The organism is Rhizobium mongolense subsp. loessense (assembly GCF_900099775.1).
GTDB classification, from domain to species: domain Bacteria; phylum Pseudomonadota; class Alphaproteobacteria; order Rhizobiales; family Rhizobiaceae; genus Rhizobium; species Rhizobium loessense.
In genome coordinates this window covers 401728-422767 of record NZ_FMTM01000005.1, presented here as the reverse complement: position 1 = coordinate 422767, position 21040 = coordinate 401728, and the positions used below count along the sequence as shown (strand labels likewise).

Genomic DNA, 21040 nt, shown 5'->3' with positions numbered 1-21040 from the left:
CACGATTCTACCCCATCGTCCTGATATTCTGCGGGGCAAGTCTGCCCATCAGAAGATCGAAAATTGCGATCGCATTGCCCTTGAGACGCCCTTTCCGGTCGACCCAGGGCTCGGGGCGCCAGGCTTTGACAAGATTGGCGGCCAGGTTCCGGCCCATTTGCGCAGCCGCCCGTCCCGAACTCAGGGTGTTCTTGCGCATGAGATAGATGGGATTGGCGATCTGCGAATATCCGAACTTGATGCCGGTCGTTCTACCGGCCTTCGTGCCGAGATGCACGCCCTGCAGATGGTCAGCGCAAATGACTTCGCCAAATTGCGCCATCATGCGGCTGAAGTCGACATCTTCAAGCCAGCCATAAAACGGCAGATTCTCGTCAAACCGGACGCCTGAAGCCACGACCGCCGAAACACGGACAGCCATGTTGCAGCCGTAGGCATTATAGATCGGCTTAAAGGATTTCTCCCGTTTCTGCGGGCGGCGAACCTTCTGCACGAGTTTCAGGCCGTCGCAGACCGAGATACCCGCCCCGGTGATCCCGTCGGCGATGACCGTGCCCGTCGACATGACGATATCGCGCCGGCTGCGAAACAGCAGCTCAGTGTCTTCGATATAAGTGGGCGTCATCAGGAAATCGTCGTCGAGGAAGAGCACCACATCCGCATCGACGATGCTGTCGAGAATTGTATTGCGCTGAAGGCAAAGTCCGCGCTCTGAAACCAGTACCCTGACCGGGCATGCGAGCGAGGAAAGGCTCGTTCGGTCGACATCCTCAAGCGAGGGCACGCAGATGACGACCTCCTCGGGCTGACGCGTCTGGTGCGATATATGGGGAAGCACGGCAGAAAGGATTTCTCGCCTGCCCGAACTCGCGATGCCGACGGCCACCTTGAGCGGGCGCCCGCGCGGCTTGTCAGTGAAGGCCAGATGGGAAGCGGCCGGCTTTACGGCAGGTTCACTCGGGCGCGATGGATCCGGCTTTCTCGGTGAACGCTTCGTGCCGCCGCTGCGATTGGCGATGATCCCGAGCAGGTTCACCCGCGACGTGCCGAAGCTCGCAAGCGCAGCCGACAGCCGCTCGATGGTCATTTTCTTCGGCTTGCCGACGACAATGGCGACGCCATCCAGATAGTTGAAGATATGCCGGGTATCCGCCGAGCCCTCGAATGCCGCAAGATCGACGATGACGACGCCGTAGTTCTGGCGGAGCAACTCAATTTCCGTCTTGAGCGCGGCAAGATGACCGAATATCTGGTGGCACGCGGCAGACCGCCTTGTCTCCTCGACGGTCAGCACGGGAACCAGCGCGGAGGCTTCAGCATGCTCGTCGTCCCTGTTTCTCCTGCTCCTGCGGCCGTGCTCATCGTGACCCGCCACGACATGTTCGGCGGCTTGCGGCTCATGCGTGCCAACATGAGCCATCCGCAGCAAGCCGAGCCCGAAGTCCTCCCCGGCGGCGCTCACCACTTTGCTCAGGAAGCCTTTTTGGAAATCGGCATCGACGAGGACGACCGGCGTGCCTTCGTTCTGGTAGAGCTGCGCGAGGTTCGCCGCAACCGTCGTCTTCCCCTCGCCGCTGCCGACCGACGTGATGCCAATGACGATTGGCGAATTGGGGCGGAATGCCGAGCCAATGGAGTTTTTCACGCCTCGCAAGGCTTCGGTGAAATCGGAATAGGGCGCATCGAGCACGCCCCGCAACGGCATCGCGGCCTGCAGGTTTGCCGCCTTCGCCCCGGCGGGCAAAACCGCCGTTGCGCCCTGAAGAGGCAGGCTTCCGAGCGACGCTATACCGAGTTCCTGCCGCAGCCTGGAGTTCAGGTGAATCCCCTTGCCCCTTCCATCGAAAAGTAGCGCGAGCAGGAGACCACCGGCTAGGCCCATCAGCGTGGTGAAGGGCAGGATAATGGAGGGTTTCGGCGAGCTCTTCGTCAGCGGCGCGGACGCGGCCGTCACGATACGGGCATCTCCGAGAGGGAAAGACTGCTTCTGCAACGTTCCCGTCAGTTGCTGGAGAATTCCTTCATAGATGCGGCGATAGGTCGTCGCACGGCTTTCCATTTCCGTGAGTTTCACACGCGCCAGGTTTTTATCCGTGCCGGTTGCAGTCAGCGCCGCCATTTGGTCATTGAGGAGCCGTTCGCGGGTTTGCGCGACCTGCAGGTTCGTTTTGTATAACTCCTGGATGCGGACGAGTTCGTTCCTGATATCGCCGGTTAGCCGTGCAACTTCCTCTTTGGCGGCTGCGATCGCGGGATTGCCGGGATCGTAGCGGCTTATCAGGTTGTTCAGCCTGGTCGTGGCAAGGCTGACGTCCTCCTGGAGTTTTTGTATGCGGGGGTTGTCGATCGTCTCTTGAACGCTGCCGCCAACCGTTTCCCCCGCCATCAGCCGATTGAGGGTATCGAGCTTGGCGGAGGCGGCCGCGGTGTCGGCGCTTGCAGAAATGGCTTGGCTGCTGATCTCAGACAATTGCTGCTGGTCCAGGGACGATGTGGTGCCGAGTTCCATGATGCCATTCATGGCCCGGAATGCTTCTGCATCCAATGCTGCCTGCCGGGCTTGCTTTTCCACATCGATCAACCTGGTTTCCAGCCAGTTCGCCCCGCTTTGCGCTGCTGCGGCGCGCGCGGAGACGGCCGAATCCATATAAGCTTGCGCAAGGGCGTTCGCGACGCGAGCCGCCTTTTGCGGATCGGTAGATTTGTAGCCGATTTCGAGGATATAGGATTGCCCTACCCGGACGACCGAGACCCGCGACAGGAACGACGCCATCGTCCTGCGCATGAGTATCTCCTCGTCCGACGCCTCCTGGCCGGGTGCGGCGGGTGCAGCCGTTTCGCCGATCATCGACTGAAGCCAGTCCTTGACGATTGACCGCCACGACGCACCGTCCTGAATTTCCGGATCCTCGGAGAGATTGAGTTTGTTGATGACCGCTTTCGCAATCGGCTCCGACTGGATGATCTCCACCTGACTGGCGATTTCAGCCGCCTCGATGATGATCGTTCCAGTGAAAGCATCCTGGGACGCGATCCGGCCCTGCTCGGGATCCATGACGAGGCGGGCAGCCGCGAAGAAGAGCGGGGGCTGGGTGGCGACGTAAGCACCGCCCGCGGCAGCGCCTACCGCTGTGAAGAAAGCAAGTATCAACGTGTGGCGCCTGAGAAAGCGCCATATGTCGCCGAACGATATATTTTCCGTGTCAGCTGATTGTTTCTTGCCGAACTGATCGCCGGGGATAAGCTTGCCGATGTCGTGAACAACCATATTGTTTTGCCCGATCCTCGAATTCATGTGGTTTACTGCACCCGCGGAGGAGGATTGGCGGACGAAAGCATCGAGCCGTCCAGGTTCTTGGAGACATTGTAGCGAACGTCCAGCACATCGCCCGGCTCAAGCTCAGCGCTATCCGGAACCGGAGCGGCGGTGCCCGAGTCGCCGCCGCGGGTCAGCCAATATTCAAGCGGTTGCACGTCGACGGCCTGGAGACTTTCATAGCGTGCAACGGATGCGCCTGCGGCCTGCAGCAGCTGAACGGTCGTGGAGCGCTTCAACCGCACGTCTTCCAGCTCCGCTTCTGTTACCTGCAGTTCCTGCCCCACCTCGGTCTTGCGTTGGCCCTTCAGGTTGAGTGCTTCGCGTTCGGTTTCATTCAGCTTCTGCTTGGCCTGCATGGACGCGACGACCAGATCGAGCTTGTCGCTCTGCATATCGGCTACGATGCGTTCAAGGGATGTCTTGCGGGAGGTGGTCAGGATCTTGGTGTCGACAAGCTTCGCAATGTCGACAAGCTCATCCTGGGCGATCTGGACTTGCCTTTCCTGCGCCACCATCTTCTCGTCGAGCACGGTGATCTCGCTTCGCAAGAGCTTCATGAGATCTCCTGCCGATTCCAGCTGGTGCCGCAAGGCGTCGGCTCTTGCCGTGAAGAGAGCGCTTTCGCTTTTCAGTATCTGGCTCACGACTGAACCTTCGGGGGCTCCGGTCAGTTCCGGAGGAAAATCCACCGAAGGCTTGTCGTTCAGCTCGGCGATCAGCCTGGCGCGGCGGGCCATGAGCTGTTTTGCCTGAAGCTCGAGGCGGCTGAATTCTCCGGCGTAACGAATCTGCTCGGCGTCGGCATACTCGCCGGAGCGGTCGTTGCGGCGCTCCCGTCCGCCAGCCAGAGCAAGCGCTTGCTTGACGGTCAGTCCTGGCCGGAATTCGAACTCGTTCGGTCGCTCGACGGCACCCGTAACATAGACCATCGGATATTTGGCGATCTCAACCGAGGCGATGGGAGCGGTCGCAAGCCCCGTCAGTTTTTTGATCCTCTCACCGATTAGGAGCGCCGTCTCTTCCGTCGTCTTGCCGAGAACGGCAATCTCGCCGACCATCGGCATCGAGATGTCGCCGCGCTGAGACACGGCGTAGTCGCCGTTGAGAGCCGTCCATTCCTTGTACTCGCCCGTTGAAGGCACCCATTCCACGACCGAGACCTTCATCCTAGTCTGCGCTCTGATGCGGTAGCTGTCGTCTGCGGCATGGACGGCTTGTCCGGTCAAAGCGGTGCCAATGAGCCCTGCCGCCATGATGAAGCGGAGGACACGACGGGCGCCGGGCAATGCGGTTCTTGAATTGCGTACGGCAGCAATGGGCATGGCGCGACCTTGTTCTCCTCGTCGTTCTGCAGCGGGCAAACCGCCGAATTCCGATGATGCGCCTAATGCAATTCGAGTAAATCCACCGCGACGCAGCATGCTTTAGTCCAATCTGAGGAAGACGGAGTAGAAAACCACCAGCCGCTTCCTCCAGTTGCGGTATCTCCGACCAAGTGTCCGCTCCACATAGGTCTTTCGGCCGTGGTTCTACACCGTTTTAGGGCCGTTGCAGACCAATCTAGGCTCTGTGGAATGTCCCCCGCTTCAACGATGATGACTCGACTGGTTGGCGAGGGAGTCATCATGCGTGTCGCGATTGTTCATTACTGGCTGGTTTCGATGCGCGGCGGCGAGAAGGTCGTCGAGGCCCTCTGCGACATGTTCCCAGACGCTGACATCTTCACCCTCGTTTACGATGAAAGCCGTGTCTCCGAAAAAATAAGGGGGCATGTTGTCAAGACGTCGTTTCTGCAGCGCTTGCCGGGTGCCGTCAGGCATTATCAGTCGCTGCTTCCGCTGATGCCTTTCGCGCTCGAAAGCCTCGACCTCAGCGGATACGACCTGATCATCTCAAGCGAATCCGGCCCCGCCAAAGGCATCATTGCTCCGCCGCATTCGACACATGTATGCTACTGCCATTCGCCGATGCGCTATATATGGGACCACTATCACGTCTATCGTTCGCATGCCGGCCTCGCTTCCAGAATGATCCTTCCGGTGATCGCCCCGCTTCTGAGGTCCTGGGATGTCAGCACCAGCATGCGCGTAGACCGTTTTGTCGCGAATTCGCACCATGTAAAAGCGCGCATCGGCAAGTACTACGGACGCTCCGCCACGGTCGTTTATCCGCCGGTAGCAGTTGAGGACTATGCGCCGTCGGATACCATCGAGGACTTTTATCTTTGCGCCGGGCAGCTCGTCTCCTACAAGCGGGTCGATCTCGCCGTGAGGGCCTTTTCCAAGATGGGACGCAACCTCGTCGTCATCGGCGAAGGCAAAGAGCTTGCCATGCTGAAGTCGATCGCGGGGCCGACCGTGAAATTCCTGGGGCGGGTGCCCTTTCCGGTTCTCAAGGAAAAACTGGCCCGATGCCGCGCCCTGATCTTCCCCGGAGAGGAAGATTTCGGCCTTGTCCCGGTGGAAGCCATGGCGAGCGGGCGGCCGGTCATAGCTTTCGGCAGTGGCGGAGCGCTTGAGACGGTCGTGCCGGGAGAAACCGGCCTCCTTTTCTATGAGCAGAATGTTGAAGCCATCGTCGACGCAGTGCGTGCGTTCGAAGAACACGTCGAGGATTTCGATCCCGAAATCGTTCGCACGCACGCAGCCAGGTTCAGCACCAGGAACTTCAGGTTCGGCATGGACTCGATCATCCAGGAGGAACTTCGGGCGAGAAGAAGTAGCGCGCTTGCTGCGAGCTCCCATGCGGAGACCCGCCGGTTTCCTTTGGACAGCGTCTTCCCCGTCCCCCCGCCTGGAACGGATATAGTCCACTGACGGAGCGCCCGCGCTGGCAGGGCGGGCAGCGTTTTTGCATGCTTCACGCCGAAATCAGACCTTCAGTTCGCGCCGTTCGCGCTCAGTGATCATGGCAAGATCGATCACCTTCTGCAGGTTGGCGGCGTGGCGGAAGTTGGGGTCTGGCTGAAGGCCGCTCATCACCGCTTCGGCAAAGCGCTGGTAGTTTGTCGCCACCGGAGCGACCTCGATCTCCCTCCAGGTCGCGCTCTCGACATTCTCGCCGAGGCAGCCGCGCAGCTCCGAGCCGGAAGGGCGATGGTTGACCTCAAGACTTCCCCTCTCGCCGTAGATGCGAAGCTTCAGCTCGTTCAAATGGCCCGTCGCCCAGCGGCTGGCATGCACCACACCGAGCGCGCCATTGGCGAAGTCGAGCGACATCGTGAAGCTGTCGTTCGCATCCAGAAGATATTCGCCGATCTGGCCGCCCGGTACCTTGTTGAAGGTCTTCAACCGGGCGAAGACGTGATCGATATCGGTCGCTGCACCATAGGCGGCAAAATCGAGGATGTGGATGCCGACATCGCCGAGAACACCGGTCGAGCCGTGGCCGGTCGAAAGGCGCCAGAGCCAAGTCGATTCCGTGCGCCAGTCGCCCCAGGCGCGTGACACGAGCCAGCTCTGCAGATAGGATGCTTCCACATGCTTGATGGTGCCGAGCTCGCCGGCGAGCACCATCTCGCGGGCGCGCTGCAGCGGCGCGACGTTGCGGTAGGTGAGGTTCACCATGTTGACGACCCCTGCCGTTTCCGCCGCTTCCGTCATCTCCAGAGCCTTCGGATAGTTTTCCGCCAGCGGCTTTTCGCAGAGCACATGCTTGCCGGCAGCAATCAGCGTCATGGTCGTCGGGTGATGGATGCGGTCCGGCGTGATGTTCGTTGCAGCGTCGAAATCACCCCAGGCTATGGCGTCGTCCAATGTCCGGAAACGTTTTTCGATGCCGAATTCATCGGCGAAGAGCTTCAGGCGATCAGGATCGGTATCGACCGCGCCGACGACGTCGACACCATCCATGTGCGCGAAATGGCGCAACTGGTTCTTCGCCATCACGCCCGTACCAAGAACGAGTAGTCGCATGAATACTCCTTAGCAGTGAGAGGCTTGGCCGTCCGGTGCGGTTTCGGGCGGCCGCGCTCTTCAATCGGCTCCAGTGCCTTCCTTACCGGCTCATTTGGGGCATCCGCGATACTCGTCAACGCAGCCGCCACATAGACCTCTTGGCGCTGCTCTTGCAAAGCGAGGCAATAGGTGGAGAAAACCGAGAAGAATCAATGAGAAACGGATTTCGAAAAGAGGTTGACGACCAGAACGCCGGTAATGATCAACCCGAGCCCGATCACGGCTGGTAGATCGAGCCGCTGCTTGAAATAGACAAGCCCGACCACCGAAATCAGCACTATTCCCAAAGCGCTCCAGATCGCATAAGCGATGCCGACCGGGATCACCTTCAAAGTGAGCGACAGGACGTAGAAGGCAGCCGCGTAACAGACGACGAGAAGTACGCTCGGCCAGAAACGCGTGAGCTGCTGCGAGAGCTGCAGCGCGGTCGTGCCGATCACTTCCAGTACGATTGCGGCGAAAAGCAGCGCGTAGACGGCAGCCGGGCTCATGGTTTTGTCCTTCGAAAATAATTAGCGCTTCGTGAGTTCGGCAAGCCGCGCAATCAGCGCGCTGCGTTCGGCAGTACCGATCAACTGGCTTTCCGTCGCGTCGGCAAGCCAAAGACCGTCCGCAGCAAAACGCACGATCTGAGCATCGATCGACGAGTCGGTGCCGACATATTCTTCCGCCCGTTCGCGCACCCATTCTCGCCAACGCCGACGCAGTCGCGGCTCGGCCAGCATCGCAATCGTCACCTGCGTCCAGTGACGGGAGTCATCCGTCCTTTTGCTGATGTCGGCGCAGACCAAAAGATAGGCGCGCGTGAAGCGCCCGTGCGGCACCGCATCGGCACGCATCAGTTCACCGAGTTCTTGATCGAAACGCTCGAGCAGACTGTCGAACAACGCATCCAGCAGAGCGTTCTTGGTCGGGAAATGGTGCAGCAAGCCGCCCTTGCTGATGTCGGATGCACCGGAGACGGCATCGAGCGTCACCGACGCCATGCCCTGCTCCGTCGCAAGGCGTGCGGCAACGTCCAGCAATTGCCGGCGCACGAGAACAGGCTGTTTCTTGCGATGATGAGCGGTTGACATGCTCTATAAAAATACCGTCTGGACGGTTTTGTCAATCAGAATCTGCGGCACCGCTCTGTCTCAGGCAACCTGGGCGAAATGCCGCGGTGCATCGCAACCGATTGCGAATAGGGCAGCAGCAGTGCATTAAGAAGTGCATTCAGGGGACGGAATTTGACGGAAGAAGTTATCACGCTTTATCAGGCGATCGGCGGCGACCTCGGGGTGCGGGCGCTGACGCAGCGTTTCTACGAGCTGATGGACACGCTGCCGGAGGCAAGGCGTGTCCGCGCGCTCCATCCGCCGAGTCTCAAAGGTAGCGAGGAGAAATTCTACGAATATCTGACCGGCTACCTCGGCGGCCCGCCGCTCTATACTGACAAACGCGGCCATCCGCGGCTGCGCAGCCGCCATTTCGTCGCCGCGATCGGCCCGGTCGAGCGTGACGAGTGGCTGCTCTGCTTCCGCCGTGCAATGGACGAGACGATCGTCAACGAGAAGCTGCGTGAGATCATCTGGCCGCCTATCGAACGGCTGGCGTTTCATATGCAGAACAGGGAGTAGTATCCGCCATGATCTCGAACACGCGTGCCGCACCGCTTTTCTTTGTCTTTGCCGGTCTTTTCGGCGCCGCAGGCGTGGCACTTGCGGCCGTCGCGGCCCATGGTGGTGGTGAGGCCGCGCTCGCAGCCTCCGCCTCCGCCATGTGCCTGGCACACGCCCCTGCCCTATTAGGTCTCGCCATTGGCATTAAGGAGATCAGAACCGCCCGGCTAGCCGGTTTTCTGATCATCGTTGGCACATTGCTTTTTGCCGGCGATCTCGTGATGCTGCGTTTTGCGGGGATCGGGCTATTTCCCTTTGCCGCACCGACTGGCGGCTGGGCAATGATGCTCGGCTGGCTGGCGATCGCCGCCGGCGGCTTGATGCGCACCAAACCATAAGCTTAGAGTCCGTTTGAGAACGTCAGTGGCTGACTACGACCGAGCGAGAACGCGGCCGACCGTCGAGGGATGGTCCTCGAACAGGCGGGTCGGCCTCGGACGTGCTCCCTGACATTGGACACTCTTCGCCATTTGTCTTCGTATTGCGCTCAGCCGAGTTCTTGGGCGAGTCCTATGAGAAGCCCTTCAGGCCCACGGATGTAGCAGAGCCGATACGCGCCTTTATACTGGACTACTTCACCTTCGAGCTGCGCGCCGCGCGTGCGGAGCCTTTCAAGCGTCTCGTCGATGTCGTCCACGGCGAACATGACGCGGAGGTAGCCTAGGGCGTTGACCGGGGCGTTCCGGTGATCTGCGACGACAGGCGGCGTAAGGAAGCGGGAGAGCTCGAGCCGGCTATGGCCGTCCGGTGTGCGCATCATGGCGATCTCGACACGCTGATCGCCCAGTCCAGTGACACGTCCGGCCCATTCTCCTTCGATCGTGGCCCGCCCTTCGAGCTCGAGGCCGAGTTCGCAAAAGAAATCAATCGTCCCTTCGAGGTCTTCGACGACGATTCCTACGTTATCCATCCGCTTGAGCGCCATGTTTCCAATCTCCAAGGTGTCGCCTGGTCTAACAACGGACGCTCGAGGTGCCCCCAACCTTGGCGGCCATCTAGGCCCGATTTGCTGGCGTCCACATCAGAAGTTTGAATCATGGACCGCGTCAAACCGCCACCCCGTTTTTCAAACGATCTCCTGGCGCTGCGGCACCCGGCCGAAGCGCAGAAGGTTGCCGTGCGAATCATGGATGTAGAATTCCTCCATGTTCCAAGGCCGCACTTGCATATCCGTCAGATGCCTGACGCCCCTCGCGCGATATTCCGCATGGAGGGCCGCAACGCGCCCGCCACGCATGTAGATCGACGTCTTCTCCGGCAAGCTGGCATCGTCGGTGCGCCAGAAATTCAGCTCCATCTCATCGCGCCTGATGATCAGATAGTCAGGCGTTTGGTGCACGATCTGCGCAAAGCCGAGTTCGTCACGGTAAAAGGCAAGCGTCTCGGCGATATCGAGCGACGGCAGGACCGGCAGAACTTCGATACGGTCCGGATCGCTGCTCATATACCGTCCACGACGTTGAAACCTTCGAATACCGGGGGCCCCTTGTACATGACCTTATGGTCACCCGCGTTGCGGTGCGCCGCGCGGAAGCTCTCGGATTTCGTCCAGTTCTGGAAATCCTCTTCGCTTTGCCAGACCGTGTGCGACGAGAATAGCGTATAGCCCTCCTCCGCATCCGTCTTGCCGCGCAGCAGCCGGAACTCGACGAAGCCGGGCACCTGCGCCAGACTGGAGTCGCGGTTGCGCCAGACATTCTCGAAATCCGCCTCGGCGCCGGTTGCGACTTTGAAGCGGTTCATGGCGATATACATCGGGAGCTCCTCAAAACTTCCTGCCGTCCGCGCGGGCCTGCGGGAAGGCAACGACATTATTGCCGTTTGCCGCCTCGCGGCCAAGCGCGGCATCGGTCTTTTCTCCCGGCATGCGCGCTTCCCAGACGGGAAACTCCGTCACATTCGGATAAAGCTGCTGGCGCTCGGCATTTTTCACCAAGAGATCGTAGAGCTCGGGCACGAGGCCGTCGCCATTCTGCGCGGCGAGCTTATGCAGGCCGATCATCATGAACCCGTCAGGGCGCTGGTCTTTCATCGGGAATTGTCTCGTTCGTTCATGGTCTGCAGCGCACGCTCAAGGCTCGATTTGCTGCCATTGCGCAGCGGAATGAAAGCCTTGCCGAACTTCTTGCAGCCGGTCTTAACCCGTAGGCAGGCATCGTGGCTGATACAGTCGATCGGGCAGAACACGCAGTCAACGGAAGGAAGAACCGTATCGATCCGCGAGACCGCCTCGCGCAGCCCGCCGTCATGATGGATCAGTTCGGCACCGAAGCTGCTCGCGATCTGGCGGAGATGCGCCACCTGGCAATCGCGGCCGCCGACATAGAGGAAACTGCGGCCATCCAGTTTAGATCCGCCGGAAGATTGCTGCGCCGTCTGCGCTGCCACATCCGCACTGACGCGGATTTCCCGGTTAGATCCCTTCTTCACCTTCCGAGCCATTCATCACCCGTTCGCTCGTTGATCGTCACACGATTCTAACGTGCGCGAAGGGACCTTATTAAACTTGATTTTTGGAGTAAAGTATAAAGTTGACGATTTTTATCATATTTTATCGCCGACCCGAGATCTGCACGTCTTGCGTGAAGGTCCAGCTCGGTTTGCCCCACTCGGAAGGCAGCGGCGGGAACGGCGACGCCCGGCGCACGCCGGCCACAACCGCCTGATCCAACTCGGGAATTCCGGAGCTGCGCGCGACGGAAAGAGACGCCAGCGAACCGTCGCCGCCGATCGTCAGGCGCACGCGGACACTCATGGAAGCGCTCATCCGCTTATACTCCGTGGGCACCTTGACGGCGCGCCGAATGCGCGACTGCACCTTGCCGGGATAATTGGCAACGGCTGCGCTTCCAGCTCCGCCGGAGCTCCCGGCGCTACGCGAGTTCTGGTCGGAATTTGCCGTCTCGCTTCCATCGCTGGCCCCTCGCCTGGAATCCTCCTTGCTCTCGCCTTGGGAGCCGGCAACCTTCTGTTCCGTCTTCTTCGGCGGCTGCTTCTTTTCCGCCGGCTTCGGCTTTTCAGCCTTCGGCTTGGCTGTTGGCGTCGGTGCCTCTTCCGGCTGCACCGGCTCCGGCAGCGCTTCGGCGGTCTCGACCGGCTCGACAGACTTCAATTCTTCCGGTGTCTCCGTGGCCATCGGCTGCACGACCGAGGTCACAGCAGGAACATTCGACGTCAGCACCTCAGGCTCCGCCGTCGTCACCGTCTCGGGGGAGACGCGAGTAACCTCCTGCATTGGCGGTACGGCCTCCGCCTGGGTCGGCTGCACCGTTTCCGGTGGAACCTCCGGCGGTTGGACTTCCGTCGGCTGAACAGTCTGCGGCTGCACCGTTTCGGCGACTATTTCTTCCGGCTGCGGTTCGACCTGCAGATCCGGATCGCCGGCGGAGGCCTGGTCGGCTTCGGAATCGCCGAGGATGACGACGCTCACGGCTTCGCCCGCTTCCTCCTCCGGGTCGTGGGGGGTTACGACGAAGCCGATTGCAAGGGCCGTGACGAGGATGGCGTGAAACGCAAAGGACGTCAGGCAGGCAGCGGCGACGCGTCGCTTGCTCGGCTTCGGTTCGCTTGCCTGCTTTTCAAGGGCACCATGGTCCATCGGCGGCGCGTCTGCCGCCGCTGTCTTCTGCGCTTGGGGATGCTCCGGGAAAGATCCGATCAACGAGAGGCGCGCATAGTGGATCACGGCTTCTGCGGCGGGCTGGCGCTGCGCACTGCGCAGCTCGGGCATTTCATGACCGGGATGGATCCCCGGCATATTGTCGTTCAAACCGTCAGCATCCTGCTCCACGATGAAATCGCGTCGCGACCTGGATTTCGCTGAAACTGCCATGTGTCCTGCCCCGGCCGGTTTGAAACTGAAGCCCGCCGGAGATCATCCCCAGCGTGAATTGCTCACCCCTCGAAGGGAACGGAAGTCTGCGAACGGGTAACGAGACCTTTCATGCATTCGCCCGCTGCCGGGCCGTCGCAGACCGGCGTATCGTTGATGAGAATGCGGGTCACGGCCTCGCACTTCACATTCGGCATGTCGAACTGCCGCACGCGCTTCTTGCCCTGCGGCAGATCGCGGAAGTCGAGCACAGTGATCTTATCGACGGCGTTCTTGTCGTTGAAAAAGGCAAGCTCGAAAGAGATCTTGTTGACGGGTGCCGCAAGCTTGTTGAGCGCCACGAAGGTCATCATGCAGCCCTTCTGCGAGGGCGTCAGCGCATTCAACTCGACTTCGAGGGCATTCGCCGGGGCGGCCGTGGCGGCGTCCTGTGCATGAGCAGAGCAAAGACTTCCGGCCGCCATCAATCCGCCTGCCACAAGTGCCGCAAATCTGCCCGCCGTCATCACGCTTCTCCATGTAATTTCTAAAACTTGAGTTTATAAGTCTTCTATTGCGTCTTTAGAAAATGGTGACTATGAAAGTCAAGATAAATGTATAAAGGCCGGAGGAAAACAAGCTCCGGCACCAGCGGAAATTGCCAACCGAAATGATGGTTGAGAAGCCAGATACCTTTAAGCATGCACCTCTCCCGCGGGAGGCGGCCGAAATTCGCACCATCGAAAGCGCGGACATTTTCCGCGGCGCGAACGAGATCATGATCCGGCATGACGGCGTGGTCTACCGCATGAAAATTACCCGGCAGGGCAAACTCATTCTCAATAAGTAAGGGTAGCAGATGACTGATGAGACCAGACCGGCACCGGCCGAAATTCGCGCGTTCCGCGCCGAAAATCCGCAGATGCGCGAGCGCGATATCGCAGCGCGGCTGAACATTTCCGAAGGGGCCCTCGTCGCCGCCGAAGTCGGCATTTCCGCGATCCGCATCGACGCCAGCGCGCTGAAGCTTCTGGAGCGCGTGGCCGACCTCGGCGAAGTCATGGCGCTGTCGCGCAATGAAAGTGCGGTCCACGAAAAGATCGGCGTCTTCGAAAACATCAAAATGGGCATGCAGAGCGCAATCGTGCTCGGCGAAAGCATCGACCTTCGCATCTTCCCGAGCCGCTGGGCATATGGCTTTGCCGTCACGAAGAAGAATGGCGACGAGGAACGCCTCAGCCTGCAGTATTTCGACAAGACGGGCAACGCGGTCCACAAGGTACATCTGCGCCCGAATTCGAACGTCGAGGCCTACCGCTCGATCGTCGCTGATCTGAAGCTCGACGACCAGTCGCAGGAATTCGTCGAAGCAGAGATCTCCGCTTCAGAGGATGAGAGCGGCGACGTCGGCCGCGACGAGCTGCGCGACAACTGGAGCAAGCTCACAGACACGCATGAATTCTTCGGCATGCTGAAGCGCCTGAAAATCGGCCGCCAGGCCGCGCTACGCACGGTGGGCGACGATTACGCCTGGAAGCTCGGCCACACGGCGACGGCCGAGATGTTGCACGCCTCCGTCAAAGCCGGTCTGCCGATCATGTGCTTTGTCGCAAACAACGGCATCGTGCAGATCCATTCCGGCCCGATCTTCAACGTTCAGGCGATGGGACCTTGGATCAACATCATGGATCCGACCTTCCACCTGCACCTTCGCCACGACCACATCGTCGAGACATGGGCGGTGCGCAAGCCCACCAAGGATGGCCACGTCACTTCGCTGGAAGCCTATGACGCCAAGGGCGAAATGATCATCCAGTTCTTCGGCAAGCGGAAGGAAGGTTTCGACGAGCGTACCGATTGGCGCGAGGTCATCGAAAGCCTGCCGAAGGCTGGAACGAGCATCGCAGCGTAAGGAGCGGAACGATGAAAATACCTTCGAACTTGCGCCGCCTCCGGCTTTGGAAACTGACGCTGACGGCGGCCGTCATGGCGCTGCCTTTGCTGCCCGCTGCAACGGCGGAAAATGGCTTCATCCAGGCGGTGCAGGCCGAGGAACCGAAAAAGATCAACACCTCGCGCCTCGTCGCCGTCGGCGGCGACGTGACGGAAATCGTCTATGCACTCGGCGAAGAAAGCCGCCTCATCGCCCGCGATTCCACCAGCACCTATCCCGAAGCGGCCATGAAGCTGCCGGACGTGGGCTATATGCGGGCTCTCTCGCCGGAAGGCATCCTTGCCGTCAACCCGACCGCGATCATCGCTGTTGAAGGATCGGGTCCGCCGGAAGCGCTGACCGTCCTGAAGAATGCCAGCGTGCCGTTCGAGACGGTTCCGAGTACCTACGATCGCGAAGGCATCCTGACGAAGATCGACAAGATCGGCGCGCTGCTTGCCGTGCCCGACAAGGCCAGGGCGCTGGAAACCAAGGTCGGCGCCGATCTGGATGCTGCAATCGCCGATGCCGGCAAGCGGCCGGAAGCGGAGCGCAAGCGCGTGCTTTTCATCCTCAGTACGCAGGGCGGCAAGATCATGGCCTCCGGCACGGAAACGGCGGCTGATGGTATCATCAAGCTCGCGGGCGCCATCAATGCCGTCGGCAGCTTCTCTGGCTACAAGCCGGTGACCGATGAGGCGATCGTCGAGGCAAGGCCCGATGTGATCTTGATGATGAACCGTCAGGGCGGTCACGCGGCCGCCAACGATGACCTCTTCAAGCAGCCGGCGCTCGCGCTGACCCCCGCGGCCCAGAAGAAGGCCGTCATCCGCATGGATGGCCTGCACCTGCTCGGCTTTGGCCCGCGCACCGCAGGCGCCGTCCGCGAACTGAACGCGGCCATCTACGGGGGCTAAGATGACCCTGCTGGACGCCATGACGAGACAGAAACGATCACTTTTTTCGATAGCCGCGCTTCGCGAGCATCGCGAGGCAGGCGATCGGGGGCGGCTGGCGTTCCTCGTGATCGGCCTGCTCGTCGTCGGTTCCGTCTTCTCGCTGCTGTTTTCGGTGACGACCGGCGCCTCGGACGCCTCGATCGTCGACGTAATTGCAAACGTGGCGGGTTCGGAGGCAGCGCTCAACATGCGCGACCGGATCATCATCTTCGATATCCGGATGCCGCGGGCGATCCTCGGCTTTCTCGTCGGCGGCTCGCTCGCCGTCTCCGGTGCTGTGATGCAGGGACTGTTCCGCAATCCGCTTGCCGATCCCGGCCTCGTCGGCGTGTCGTCCGGAGCGAGCTTCGGCGCCGTCGTGATGATCGTGCTCGGCGGAACGATCGCCATGCCGTTCCTTGGACTGCTCGGCATCTATGCCATGCCGGTTGCAGCTTTCGGCGGTGGCCTTGTTACGACGGTGCTGCTTTACCGGATCGCAACGACCAATGGCCAGACCTCGGTCGCCACGATGCTGCTGGCGGGGATCGCGCTCGCAGCGCTGACCGGTGCGATGACAGGTCTGCTGACCTATATCGCCAACGACCAGCAGCTTCGCGACCTCACATTCTGGTCCATGGGCTCGCTCGCAGGCGCAACCTGGATGAAGATCGCCGCCGCCGCCCCGATCGTTCTGGCATCCTTCACAGTCCTGCCCTTCATGGCGCGCGGACTGAATGCCATCACCCTTGGAGAAGCGGCGGCGTTTCATATGGGCGTCCCGGTCCAGCGGCTGAAGAATATCGCGATCGTGGCCGTTGCCGCCGCAACCGGCGCGTCGGTTGCCGTCAGCGGTGGTATTGGTTTTGTCGGCATTGTCGTACCGCACCTGCTGCGCATGATCATCGGCCCCGACCATCGCTATTTGCTGCCAGCCTCCGCTCTCCTCGGCGGCTCGCTCCTGATCTTCGCCGACGTTCTGGCGCGCACCATCGTCGCGCCCGCCGAATTGCCGATCGGCATCATCACGGCTGCTGTCGGCGGACCCTTCTTCCTCTGGATATTGTTGCGGCAGCGCTCGCGGCTTGCGCTCTAAAAGTGAATTTCGATGATCGAACTTTCCTGCATCTCGGTCCGGCTGTCGGGCAAGACAATCGTGCATGACGTCAGCTTTACGGCGAAGGCCGGCCAATTGACCGCGATCGCCGGACCGAACGGCTCCGGCAAGACGACCACAATGAAGGCGATCTCCGGCGAGCTTTCCTGCGACGGCTCCGTGCGCATCAACGGCGAAGAGGTCAAGACAATGCAACCCTGGCAGCTCGCTGCCATTCGCGGCGTACTGCCGCAGGCAAGCGCCATCTCCTTTCCGTTCACAGTGCGCGAGGTCGTGCGCATGGGACTGACGACAGGGCTGAACCTGCACCCCGAACAGGCGGAGCAGATCGCGGCACGGGCGCTCGCCGCCGTCGACCTCGTAGGCTTCGAAGGCCGTTTCTACCAGGAGCTTTCGGGTGGCGAGCAGCAGCGCGTCCAGCTCGCGCGCGTGCTGTGTCAGATCTGCGAGCCGGTCGTTGACGGACAACCCTGTTGGCTGTTGCTCGATGAGCCGGTCTCCAGCCTCGACATAAGCCATCAGCTGACGATTATGAGCCTGGCGCGGAAATTCTGCGACGCAGGCGGCGGCGTAATCGCGGTCATGCACGATCTCAACCTGACCGCACTTTTTGCGGACCAGATCGTACTCATGAAAGCTGGGGGACTGGCTGCTGCCGGCAGCGTCGGCGACGTGCTAACCGACGAGCGCATGCAATCTGTATTCGGATGTCGGCTGCGCATCAATCAGGTTCCGATGGACGGAACAGCCTTTGTCCTGGCTCACAGCGCGCTTGCCGGCCGCTAAACAGCTGGAACTTTTGATTGGCGAGCGCGTTGACGTGTCGATGATTTGGATCAATGCCGGGCGATACTACTTATTGCAATGATCGGTGCTGACCTCGTTTGAAACCGGCCCGCGACTTTGCGCGCGCCCATGCCAAGGAGAGCATCATGGCTTCTATCCTCCCGTCCATTCGCGGCCGGCGCCATGGCAACGGTACGCTTCACGACATCGAATCTACGATCGAGGATCAGATTGAAAGCCTGCGCGACGAAATCGCGACCCTGACGAAGCTGGTTGCGAAGAATTCGCGACGGCGCGGCGAAAAGCTCCGTTACCAGGCGGCCGCCGGTTATGACGAACTCCTTGGCCGCAGCGAAGACCTCCTCCACGATCTACAGGAGAGTTATCTGCGCGGCGCAAATGAAGTTCGCCATACGGTACGCAGGCATCCGATCGCAACGATCGGTGCGGCTGCGGCCTTCGGCCTCGTGCTCGCGCTCCTCGCACGCCGCTAAGGAGGATCGATGCTCTTGCCGATCCTCAGCCTTTTGATAGGAAACAGTTTTCACAGGACCGTTGCGCGAACCAAGCGCAACGGTATTTTCATTATGCTCGCCGCAATCTTCCTTCTGACCGCCTATGTGCTTGCGGTGACAGCCGGGACAATCTGGCTCGCGGGTGTCTATGGCGCAGTGGGTGCTGCCCTCTTTCTTGCGGCATGCGCGCTGCTGATCGGCATCGTCGTGCTGATCGTCATGAAGATCATGAACGCACAGGAAGCGCGTCGCGCGCAGGAGCGCCGCCTGGCGATCGAGTCGCTGGCAGCCGTCGGCATCGGCCTTGTCCGTTCACAGCCGCTCCTGACGGCCGGCGTGCTTGCCGCGCTCGTTGCAACAAACCTGATGGGCTCCAAACACCGCGACTAGGGATCCTGACCTCTATCCAGTTTCGCTCGCGCTTTTCCGAATGCGGTCCGGAAGTCCATCATGGGGACCAAGCGGCCGCTTCGGCCAATCGTCCCACCAGTCGTCAATAAGCGCCTTCCTTTCCGGGTTGAGCGGATAGTGAATACGGTTCTCCGACTTGTGTCTTTCTCCAACCACGAGAAGGCGGACCTCCTCCTCACTGTTATTGATGAAATTATGGGCTATGCCAGTGCCCGCCGGGAACCCCACGCCATCGCCTGGTGCGAGCCGATGCAGATGGCCATCAATCCACACGTCGGGATACCCTTCGATAACGAAGACGAATTCCTCCTCCGCGCTTTCGGCATGTGGAAGCGATGTGCGCCGGCCGGCCGGCAACCGCTCATGATGAACGCCGAGTTTGGAAAGGCTGAACGCCCGGCCAAAAGGCGCGCCAATGCTCATGCGTTCATCGCGTCCTGAATAATGCGGCTCATCGGGTCGCTCGATCTTGCGCCAGTGAGCGATGAATGGTGGACGTTCGTTGCTGTTCATGAGGTGCTCCTCGGGTAGCCCATGCCCGCAAGCCACGCTCAAATCCGCAACGAGCACCGGTCATGAAAACAGCTAGTGATCGCACCTCAATCGTCAAGCATCCTGCGCAGCGTCGCCACCGGCATGTTTGCTGGCAAGTTTTCAGGGCTAATCTTCATCTCTTGGACAACAAAAGGCCGGCGCCTGAGGCAGCCGGCCTTTTCCTCCCATTCAACGCGTGGGATCAGAAGGCGAAGGCCTTCGACGTCAGCGGCGCGGACGTCGAATCCGGGCCGAAATCCGCTTCGCCGGAAATCTGCAGCAGTTCCTGGAGCCGCTGGCGCGCACGGTTGACGCGGCTCTTGATGGTGCCGACGGCGCATCCGCAGATCTCCGCGGCTTCTTCGTACGAGAAGCCCGATGCGCCGACGAGAATGATCGCCTCGCGCTGATCCGGCGGCAGTTGGTCAAGCGCCTTCTTGAAGTCTTGCAGGTCGAGCGCGCCGTATTGCGCCGGATGCATCGCCATGGATTCGGTGAAAAGGCCGTCGCTGTCCTGGATCTCCCGGCCGCTCTTACGCATCTGGCTATAGAGTTCGTTGCGCAGGATCGTGAAAAGCCAGGCCTTCATGTTGGTGCCCATCTCGAAGTGATCCTGCTTTGCCCAGGCCTTCATGATGGTGTCCTGCACCAAGTCATCGGCGCGATCGTGCCGGCCGATCAGCGAAATCGCGAATGCACGCAAACTCGGCAATGCCGCAAGCAGTTCGCGTTTGAAGCTTGGTTTAGCCTTATCCATCAGCTCGCCCTTACTCGGCCAGTTTGGCCGAAGCCATCATCTCAGCCTGGTCCAGCTTCTCGAGCAGATCGAGAAAACGATCGGGGATCGCCTCGTCCTGTGCGGCTGCATAAAGGGACCGCAGTTTGACACCGATTTGGTTGTTCGGATCGAGGATATCGCTCGCGCGCATTTCGAGCCGCCGCTCATTCTGTTCTTCTGTCTGCTGCTTTTTCATAAACTCGTCGCTTCTCGCCGTTGTCTTTGTCTGAATGGACGATACGTTTGCGCTGCGGCTTGATATGCCAACACCACCCCCCGCCGCTCTAGGCGGTTGGTGCTGAAATACTTGCCGTTTATCGAGGCTCAAAATCGCGGTACGCCCTTCATTCGTCGCCATCATAATGCAAGGCTGTGAAAAAAGTTCCGCATATACTGGAACTTTTTTAATAGCGCGACGTTTCCACTGCATTAGAGCCAGTTATGGCCTACGGACGGGAGTTTTTAATGACACTTTCTACTCGAATCGCGCCGCATCTTCCTTATTTGCGTCGCTATTCCCGCGCGCTTACCGGCACCCAGACTTCGGGTGATGCTTACGTTGCCGCAGTTTTGGAAGCGATCATCGCCGATATATCCATTTTCCCGGATACCGAGAATGACCGTGTCGCACTCTACAAACTGTTCACGAAACTGTTTGGTTCCACTGCCATCCAGATTCCCGAGCCGGCGTCGCCTTACGCTTGGGAGCAGCGCGCGACAGTAAACCTCGGCAAGGTCTCGCCGCTTGCCCGCCAGGCCTTCATCCTCGCGTCGGTCGAGAATTTCCGCGTCGGCGAAATCGCCGACATCCTCGAAACCGACGACCAGGAAGTGATGAGCCTGCTCGACAAGGCCTCGCAGGAGATCTCGCGCCAGGTGGCCACCGATATCATGATCATCGAAGACGAACCGCTGATCGCGATGGATATCGAGCAGATGGTTGAAAGCCTCGGCCACAAGGTTACCGGAATCGCCCGCACGCATGCCGAGGCCGTGGCTCTTTACAACAAGACTAAGCCGAACATGGTCCTTGCGGATATCCAACTTGCCGACGGCAGCTCGGGCATCGATGCCGTGAACGACATTTTGAAGACATCAAGCGTGCCCGTGATATTCATCACCGCTTTTCCAGAGCGTCTGTTGACAGGTGAGCGGCCGGAACCGACGTTCCTGGTCACCAAGCCCTTCAATCCAGACATGGTCAAGGCTTTGATCAGCCAGGCGCTATTCTTCAATGAATCCACCAAGGTTGCGGCATGAAGCTGAACCGTCAAAGCGACG

At 60.2% G+C, this 21040-nt stretch carries 26 protein-coding genes; 11 read left to right on the top strand and 15 right to left on the bottom strand.

Annotation, left to right across the window (positions count from 1 at the left end; all coding sequences use genetic code 11):
• Window positions 1-7: 7 nt before the first annotated feature.
• A complete protein-coding gene (locus BLP23_RS19335) occupies window positions 8-3268 on the bottom strand; it encodes a nucleotide-binding protein (protein WP_167363938.1) in 3261 nt (1086 codons plus the stop codon).
• Between the two features lie 32 nt (window positions 3269-3300).
• Window positions 3301-4641, bottom strand: a complete 1341-nt coding sequence (locus tag BLP23_RS19330; protein ID WP_092586449.1) for a polysaccharide biosynthesis/export family protein — start codon at window positions 4639-4641, stop codon at window positions 3301-3303.
• A 303-nt stretch (window positions 4642-4944) separates the two neighbouring features.
• Between BLP23_RS19330 and BLP23_RS19325 the strand changes: the two genes are divergently transcribed.
• Window positions 4945-6135, top strand: a complete 1191-nt coding sequence (locus tag BLP23_RS19325; protein WP_092586505.1) for a glycosyltransferase — start codon at window positions 4945-4947, stop codon at window positions 6133-6135.
• 54 nt (window positions 6136-6189) lie between these two features.
• Here BLP23_RS19325 and BLP23_RS19320 read toward each other — a convergent pair whose 3' ends face one another.
• The 3 genes from BLP23_RS19320 to BLP23_RS19310 form a co-directional block, all read right to left on the bottom strand.
• Window positions 6190-7233 (bottom strand): Gfo/Idh/MocA family protein, encoded by a 1044-nt coding sequence (locus BLP23_RS19320; protein WP_092586448.1) that lies wholly within the window; start codon window positions 7231-7233, stop codon window positions 6190-6192.
• 191 nt (window positions 7234-7424) lie between these two features.
• Window positions 7425-7766 (bottom strand): SMR family transporter, encoded by a 342-nt coding sequence (locus BLP23_RS19315; protein ID WP_092586447.1) that lies wholly within the window; start codon window positions 7764-7766, stop codon window positions 7425-7427.
• Window positions 7767-7787: 21 nt separating this feature from the next.
• Window positions 7788-8351 (bottom strand): TetR/AcrR family transcriptional regulator, encoded by a 564-nt coding sequence (locus tag BLP23_RS19310; protein ID WP_092586446.1) that lies wholly within the window; start codon window positions 8349-8351, stop codon window positions 7788-7790.
• 153 nt (window positions 8352-8504) lie between these two features.
• Between BLP23_RS19310 and BLP23_RS19305 the strand changes: the two genes are divergently transcribed.
• Together BLP23_RS19305 and BLP23_RS19300 are read left to right on the top strand one after the other, a co-directional pair.
• Window positions 8505-8894 (top strand): group II truncated hemoglobin, encoded by a 390-nt coding sequence (locus BLP23_RS19305; RefSeq protein ID WP_092586445.1) that lies wholly within the window; start codon window positions 8505-8507, stop codon window positions 8892-8894.
• An 8-nt stretch (window positions 8895-8902) separates the two neighbouring features.
• Entirely contained in the window at window positions 8903-9274 is a 372-nt protein-coding gene (locus BLP23_RS19300) for a DUF423 domain-containing protein (protein ID WP_092586444.1), read from the top strand.
• A gap of 149 nt (window positions 9275-9423) precedes the next feature.
• On the opposite strand, the gene BLP23_RS19295 is transcribed toward BLP23_RS19300, so the two are convergent.
• From BLP23_RS19295 to BLP23_RS19265, 7 genes are all read right to left on the bottom strand, one after another.
• On the bottom strand, window positions 9424-9861 hold the full coding sequence (locus tag BLP23_RS19295; protein ID WP_092586443.1) for a VOC family protein: 438 nt from the start codon (window positions 9859-9861) through the stop codon (window positions 9424-9426).
• 141 nt (window positions 9862-10002) lie between these two features.
• A complete protein-coding gene (locus tag BLP23_RS19290; protein ID WP_092586442.1) occupies window positions 10003-10380 on the bottom strand; it encodes a bleomycin resistance protein in 378 nt (125 codons plus the stop codon).
• Window positions 10377-10691: a heme-degrading protein HmuQ gene (locus tag BLP23_RS19285; protein WP_092586441.1), complete on the bottom strand. Its 315-nt coding sequence runs from the start codon at window positions 10689-10691 to the stop codon at window positions 10377-10379. The genes BLP23_RS19290 and BLP23_RS19285 overlap by 4 nt, the downstream gene beginning before the upstream one ends.
• Before the next feature lie 10 nt (window positions 10692-10701).
• A complete protein-coding gene (locus BLP23_RS19280; protein ID WP_092586440.1) occupies window positions 10702-10968 on the bottom strand; it encodes a hypothetical protein in 267 nt (88 codons plus the stop codon).
• Window positions 10965-11378 (bottom strand): DUF2325 domain-containing protein, encoded by a 414-nt coding sequence (locus BLP23_RS19275; protein ID WP_092586439.1) that lies wholly within the window; start codon window positions 11376-11378, stop codon window positions 10965-10967. The genes BLP23_RS19280 and BLP23_RS19275 overlap by 4 nt, the downstream gene beginning before the upstream one ends.
• A 109-nt stretch (window positions 11379-11487) precedes the next feature.
• Window positions 11488-12768, bottom strand: a complete 1281-nt coding sequence (locus BLP23_RS19270; RefSeq protein WP_092586438.1) for a cell envelope integrity protein TolA — start codon at window positions 12766-12768, stop codon at window positions 11488-11490.
• A 62-nt stretch (window positions 12769-12830) separates the two neighbouring features.
• A complete protein-coding gene (locus BLP23_RS19265) occupies window positions 12831-13274 on the bottom strand; it encodes a hypothetical protein (protein ID WP_092586437.1) in 444 nt (147 codons plus the stop codon).
• Window positions 13275-13417: 143 nt separating this feature from the next.
• Here BLP23_RS19265 and hemP point away from each other — a divergent pair, with 143 nt between their 5' ends.
• The 7 genes from hemP to BLP23_RS19230 all read left to right on the top strand — a co-directional run bounded on the left by hemP (window position 13418) and on the right by BLP23_RS19230 (window position 18426).
• Complete coding sequence (gene hemP / locus BLP23_RS19260) at window positions 13418-13597, top strand: hemin uptake protein HemP (RefSeq protein ID WP_039845633.1); 180 nt, start codon at window positions 13418-13420, stop codon at window positions 13595-13597.
• A 9-nt stretch (window positions 13598-13606) separates the two neighbouring features.
• The gene (locus BLP23_RS19255) at window positions 13607-14659 is read left to right on the top strand and encodes a hemin-degrading factor (RefSeq protein WP_092586436.1); all 1053 of its coding nucleotides are present in this window, start codon (window positions 13607-13609) and stop codon (window positions 14657-14659) included.
• An 11-nt stretch (window positions 14660-14670) separates the two neighbouring features.
• Window positions 14671-15597, top strand: a complete 927-nt coding sequence (locus tag BLP23_RS19250; protein ID WP_092586435.1) for a heme/hemin ABC transporter substrate-binding protein — start codon at window positions 14671-14673, stop codon at window positions 15595-15597.
• A gap of 1 nt (window position 15598) precedes the next feature.
• On the top strand, window positions 15599-16714 hold the full coding sequence (locus BLP23_RS19245; RefSeq protein WP_092586434.1) for a FecCD family ABC transporter permease: 1116 nt from the start codon (window positions 15599-15601) through the stop codon (window positions 16712-16714).
• A gap of 12 nt (window positions 16715-16726) precedes the next feature.
• Complete coding sequence (locus BLP23_RS19240) at window positions 16727-17521, top strand: heme ABC transporter ATP-binding protein (RefSeq protein WP_092586433.1); 795 nt, start codon at window positions 16727-16729, stop codon at window positions 17519-17521.
• 146 nt (window positions 17522-17667) lie between these two features.
• Window positions 17668-18015, top strand: a complete 348-nt coding sequence (locus BLP23_RS19235; protein WP_407691802.1) for an ElaB/YgaM/YqjD family protein — start codon at window positions 17668-17670, stop codon at window positions 18013-18015.
• 9 nt (window positions 18016-18024) lie between these two features.
• The gene (locus tag BLP23_RS19230; protein WP_092586432.1) at window positions 18025-18426 is read left to right on the top strand and encodes a hypothetical protein; all 402 of its coding nucleotides are present in this window, start codon (window positions 18025-18027) and stop codon (window positions 18424-18426) included.
• Window positions 18427-18438: 12 nt separating this feature from the next.
• Here the strand turns inward: BLP23_RS19230 and BLP23_RS19225 are convergent, their stop codons facing one another.
• The 3 genes from BLP23_RS19225 to BLP23_RS19215 all read right to left on the bottom strand — a co-directional run bounded on the left by BLP23_RS19225 (window position 18439) and on the right by BLP23_RS19215 (window position 19955).
• Window positions 18439-18960, bottom strand: a complete 522-nt coding sequence (locus BLP23_RS19225; protein ID WP_092586431.1) for a cupin domain-containing protein — start codon at window positions 18958-18960, stop codon at window positions 18439-18441.
• 223 nt (window positions 18961-19183) lie between these two features.
• Window positions 19184-19738, bottom strand: a complete 555-nt coding sequence (locus BLP23_RS19220; protein WP_022717008.1) for an RNA polymerase sigma factor — start codon at window positions 19736-19738, stop codon at window positions 19184-19186.
• A gap of 10 nt (window positions 19739-19748) precedes the next feature.
• Complete coding sequence (locus BLP23_RS19215; RefSeq protein WP_022717007.1) at window positions 19749-19955, bottom strand: NepR family anti-sigma factor; 207 nt, start codon at window positions 19953-19955, stop codon at window positions 19749-19751.
• A gap of 269 nt (window positions 19956-20224) precedes the next feature.
• Between BLP23_RS19215 and BLP23_RS19210 the strand changes: the two genes are divergently transcribed.
• Window positions 20225-21019 carry a response regulator gene (locus BLP23_RS19210; RefSeq protein WP_092586430.1) on the top strand — a complete coding sequence of 265 codons (795 nt, stop codon included), beginning with the start codon at window positions 20225-20227 and terminating at the stop codon, window positions 21017-21019.
• Window positions 21020-21040: the final 21 nt, after the last annotated feature.

Excerpts from the sequence above, each read along its gene's own strand:
- BLP23_RS19250 (WP_092586435.1), top strand. The coding sequence starts at position 14,671 with ATGAAAATACCTTCGAACTTGCGCCGCCTCCGGCTTTGGAAACTGACG.
- BLP23_RS19265 (WP_092586437.1), bottom strand. The coding sequence starts at position 13,274 with ATGACGGCGGGCAGATTTGCGGCACTTGTGGCAGGCGGATTGATGGCG.
- BLP23_RS19310 (WP_092586446.1), bottom strand. The coding sequence starts at position 8,351 with ATGTCAACCGCTCATCATCGCAAGAAACAGCCTGTTCTCGTGCGCCGG.
- BLP23_RS19220 (WP_022717008.1), bottom strand. The coding sequence starts at position 19,738 with ATGGATAAGGCTAAACCAAGCTTCAAACGCGAACTGCTTGCGGCATTG.
- BLP23_RS19215 (WP_022717007.1), bottom strand. The coding sequence starts at position 19,955 with ATGAAAAAGCAGCAGACAGAAGAACAGAATGAGCGGCGGCTCGAAATG.
- BLP23_RS19330 (WP_092586449.1), bottom strand. The coding sequence starts at position 4,641 with ATGCCCATTGCTGCCGTACGCAATTCAAGAACCGCATTGCCCGGCGCC.
- BLP23_RS19325 (WP_092586505.1), top strand. The coding sequence starts at position 4,945 with ATGCGTGTCGCGATTGTTCATTACTGGCTGGTTTCGATGCGCGGCGGC.
- BLP23_RS19295 (WP_092586443.1), bottom strand. The coding sequence starts at position 9,861 with ATGGCGCTCAAGCGGATGGATAACGTAGGAATCGTCGTCGAAGACCTC.
- BLP23_RS19275 (WP_092586439.1), bottom strand. The coding sequence starts at position 11,378 with ATGGCTCGGAAGGTGAAGAAGGGATCTAACCGGGAAATCCGCGTCAGT.
- BLP23_RS19225 (WP_092586431.1), bottom strand. The coding sequence starts at position 18,960 with ATGAACAGCAACGAACGTCCACCATTCATCGCTCACTGGCGCAAGATC.
- BLP23_RS19235 (WP_407691802.1), top strand. The coding sequence starts at position 17,668 with ATGGCTTCTATCCTCCCGTCCATTCGCGGCCGGCGCCATGGCAACGGT.
- BLP23_RS19335 (WP_167363938.1), bottom strand. The coding sequence starts at position 3,268 with ATGGTTGTTCACGACATCGGCAAGCTTATCCCCGGCGATCAGTTCGGC.
- BLP23_RS19270 (WP_092586438.1), bottom strand. The coding sequence starts at position 12,768 with ATGGCAGTTTCAGCGAAATCCAGGTCGCGACGCGATTTCATCGTGGAG.
- BLP23_RS19320 (WP_092586448.1), bottom strand. The coding sequence starts at position 7,233 with ATGCGACTACTCGTTCTTGGTACGGGCGTGATGGCGAAGAACCAGTTG.
- BLP23_RS19210 (WP_092586430.1), top strand. The coding sequence starts at position 20,225 with ATGACACTTTCTACTCGAATCGCGCCGCATCTTCCTTATTTGCGTCGC.
- BLP23_RS19245 (WP_092586434.1), top strand. The coding sequence starts at position 15,599 with ATGACCCTGCTGGACGCCATGACGAGACAGAAACGATCACTTTTTTCG.
- BLP23_RS19285 (WP_092586441.1), bottom strand. The coding sequence starts at position 10,691 with ATGTATATCGCCATGAACCGCTTCAAAGTCGCAACCGGCGCCGAGGCG.
- BLP23_RS19315 (WP_092586447.1), bottom strand. The coding sequence starts at position 7,766 with ATGAGCCCGGCTGCCGTCTACGCGCTGCTTTTCGCCGCAATCGTACTG.
- BLP23_RS19290 (WP_092586442.1), bottom strand. The coding sequence starts at position 10,380 with ATGAGCAGCGATCCGGACCGTATCGAAGTTCTGCCGGTCCTGCCGTCG.
- BLP23_RS19280 (WP_092586440.1), bottom strand. The coding sequence starts at position 10,968 with ATGAAAGACCAGCGCCCTGACGGGTTCATGATGATCGGCCTGCATAAG.
- hemP (WP_039845633.1), top strand. The coding sequence starts at position 13,418 with ATGATGGTTGAGAAGCCAGATACCTTTAAGCATGCACCTCTCCCGCGG.
- BLP23_RS19240 (WP_092586433.1), top strand. The coding sequence starts at position 16,727 with ATGATCGAACTTTCCTGCATCTCGGTCCGGCTGTCGGGCAAGACAATC.
- BLP23_RS19230 (WP_092586432.1), top strand. The coding sequence starts at position 18,025 with ATGCTCTTGCCGATCCTCAGCCTTTTGATAGGAAACAGTTTTCACAGG.
- BLP23_RS19255 (WP_092586436.1), top strand. The coding sequence starts at position 13,607 with ATGACTGATGAGACCAGACCGGCACCGGCCGAAATTCGCGCGTTCCGC.
- BLP23_RS19300 (WP_092586444.1), top strand. The coding sequence starts at position 8,903 with ATGATCTCGAACACGCGTGCCGCACCGCTTTTCTTTGTCTTTGCCGGT.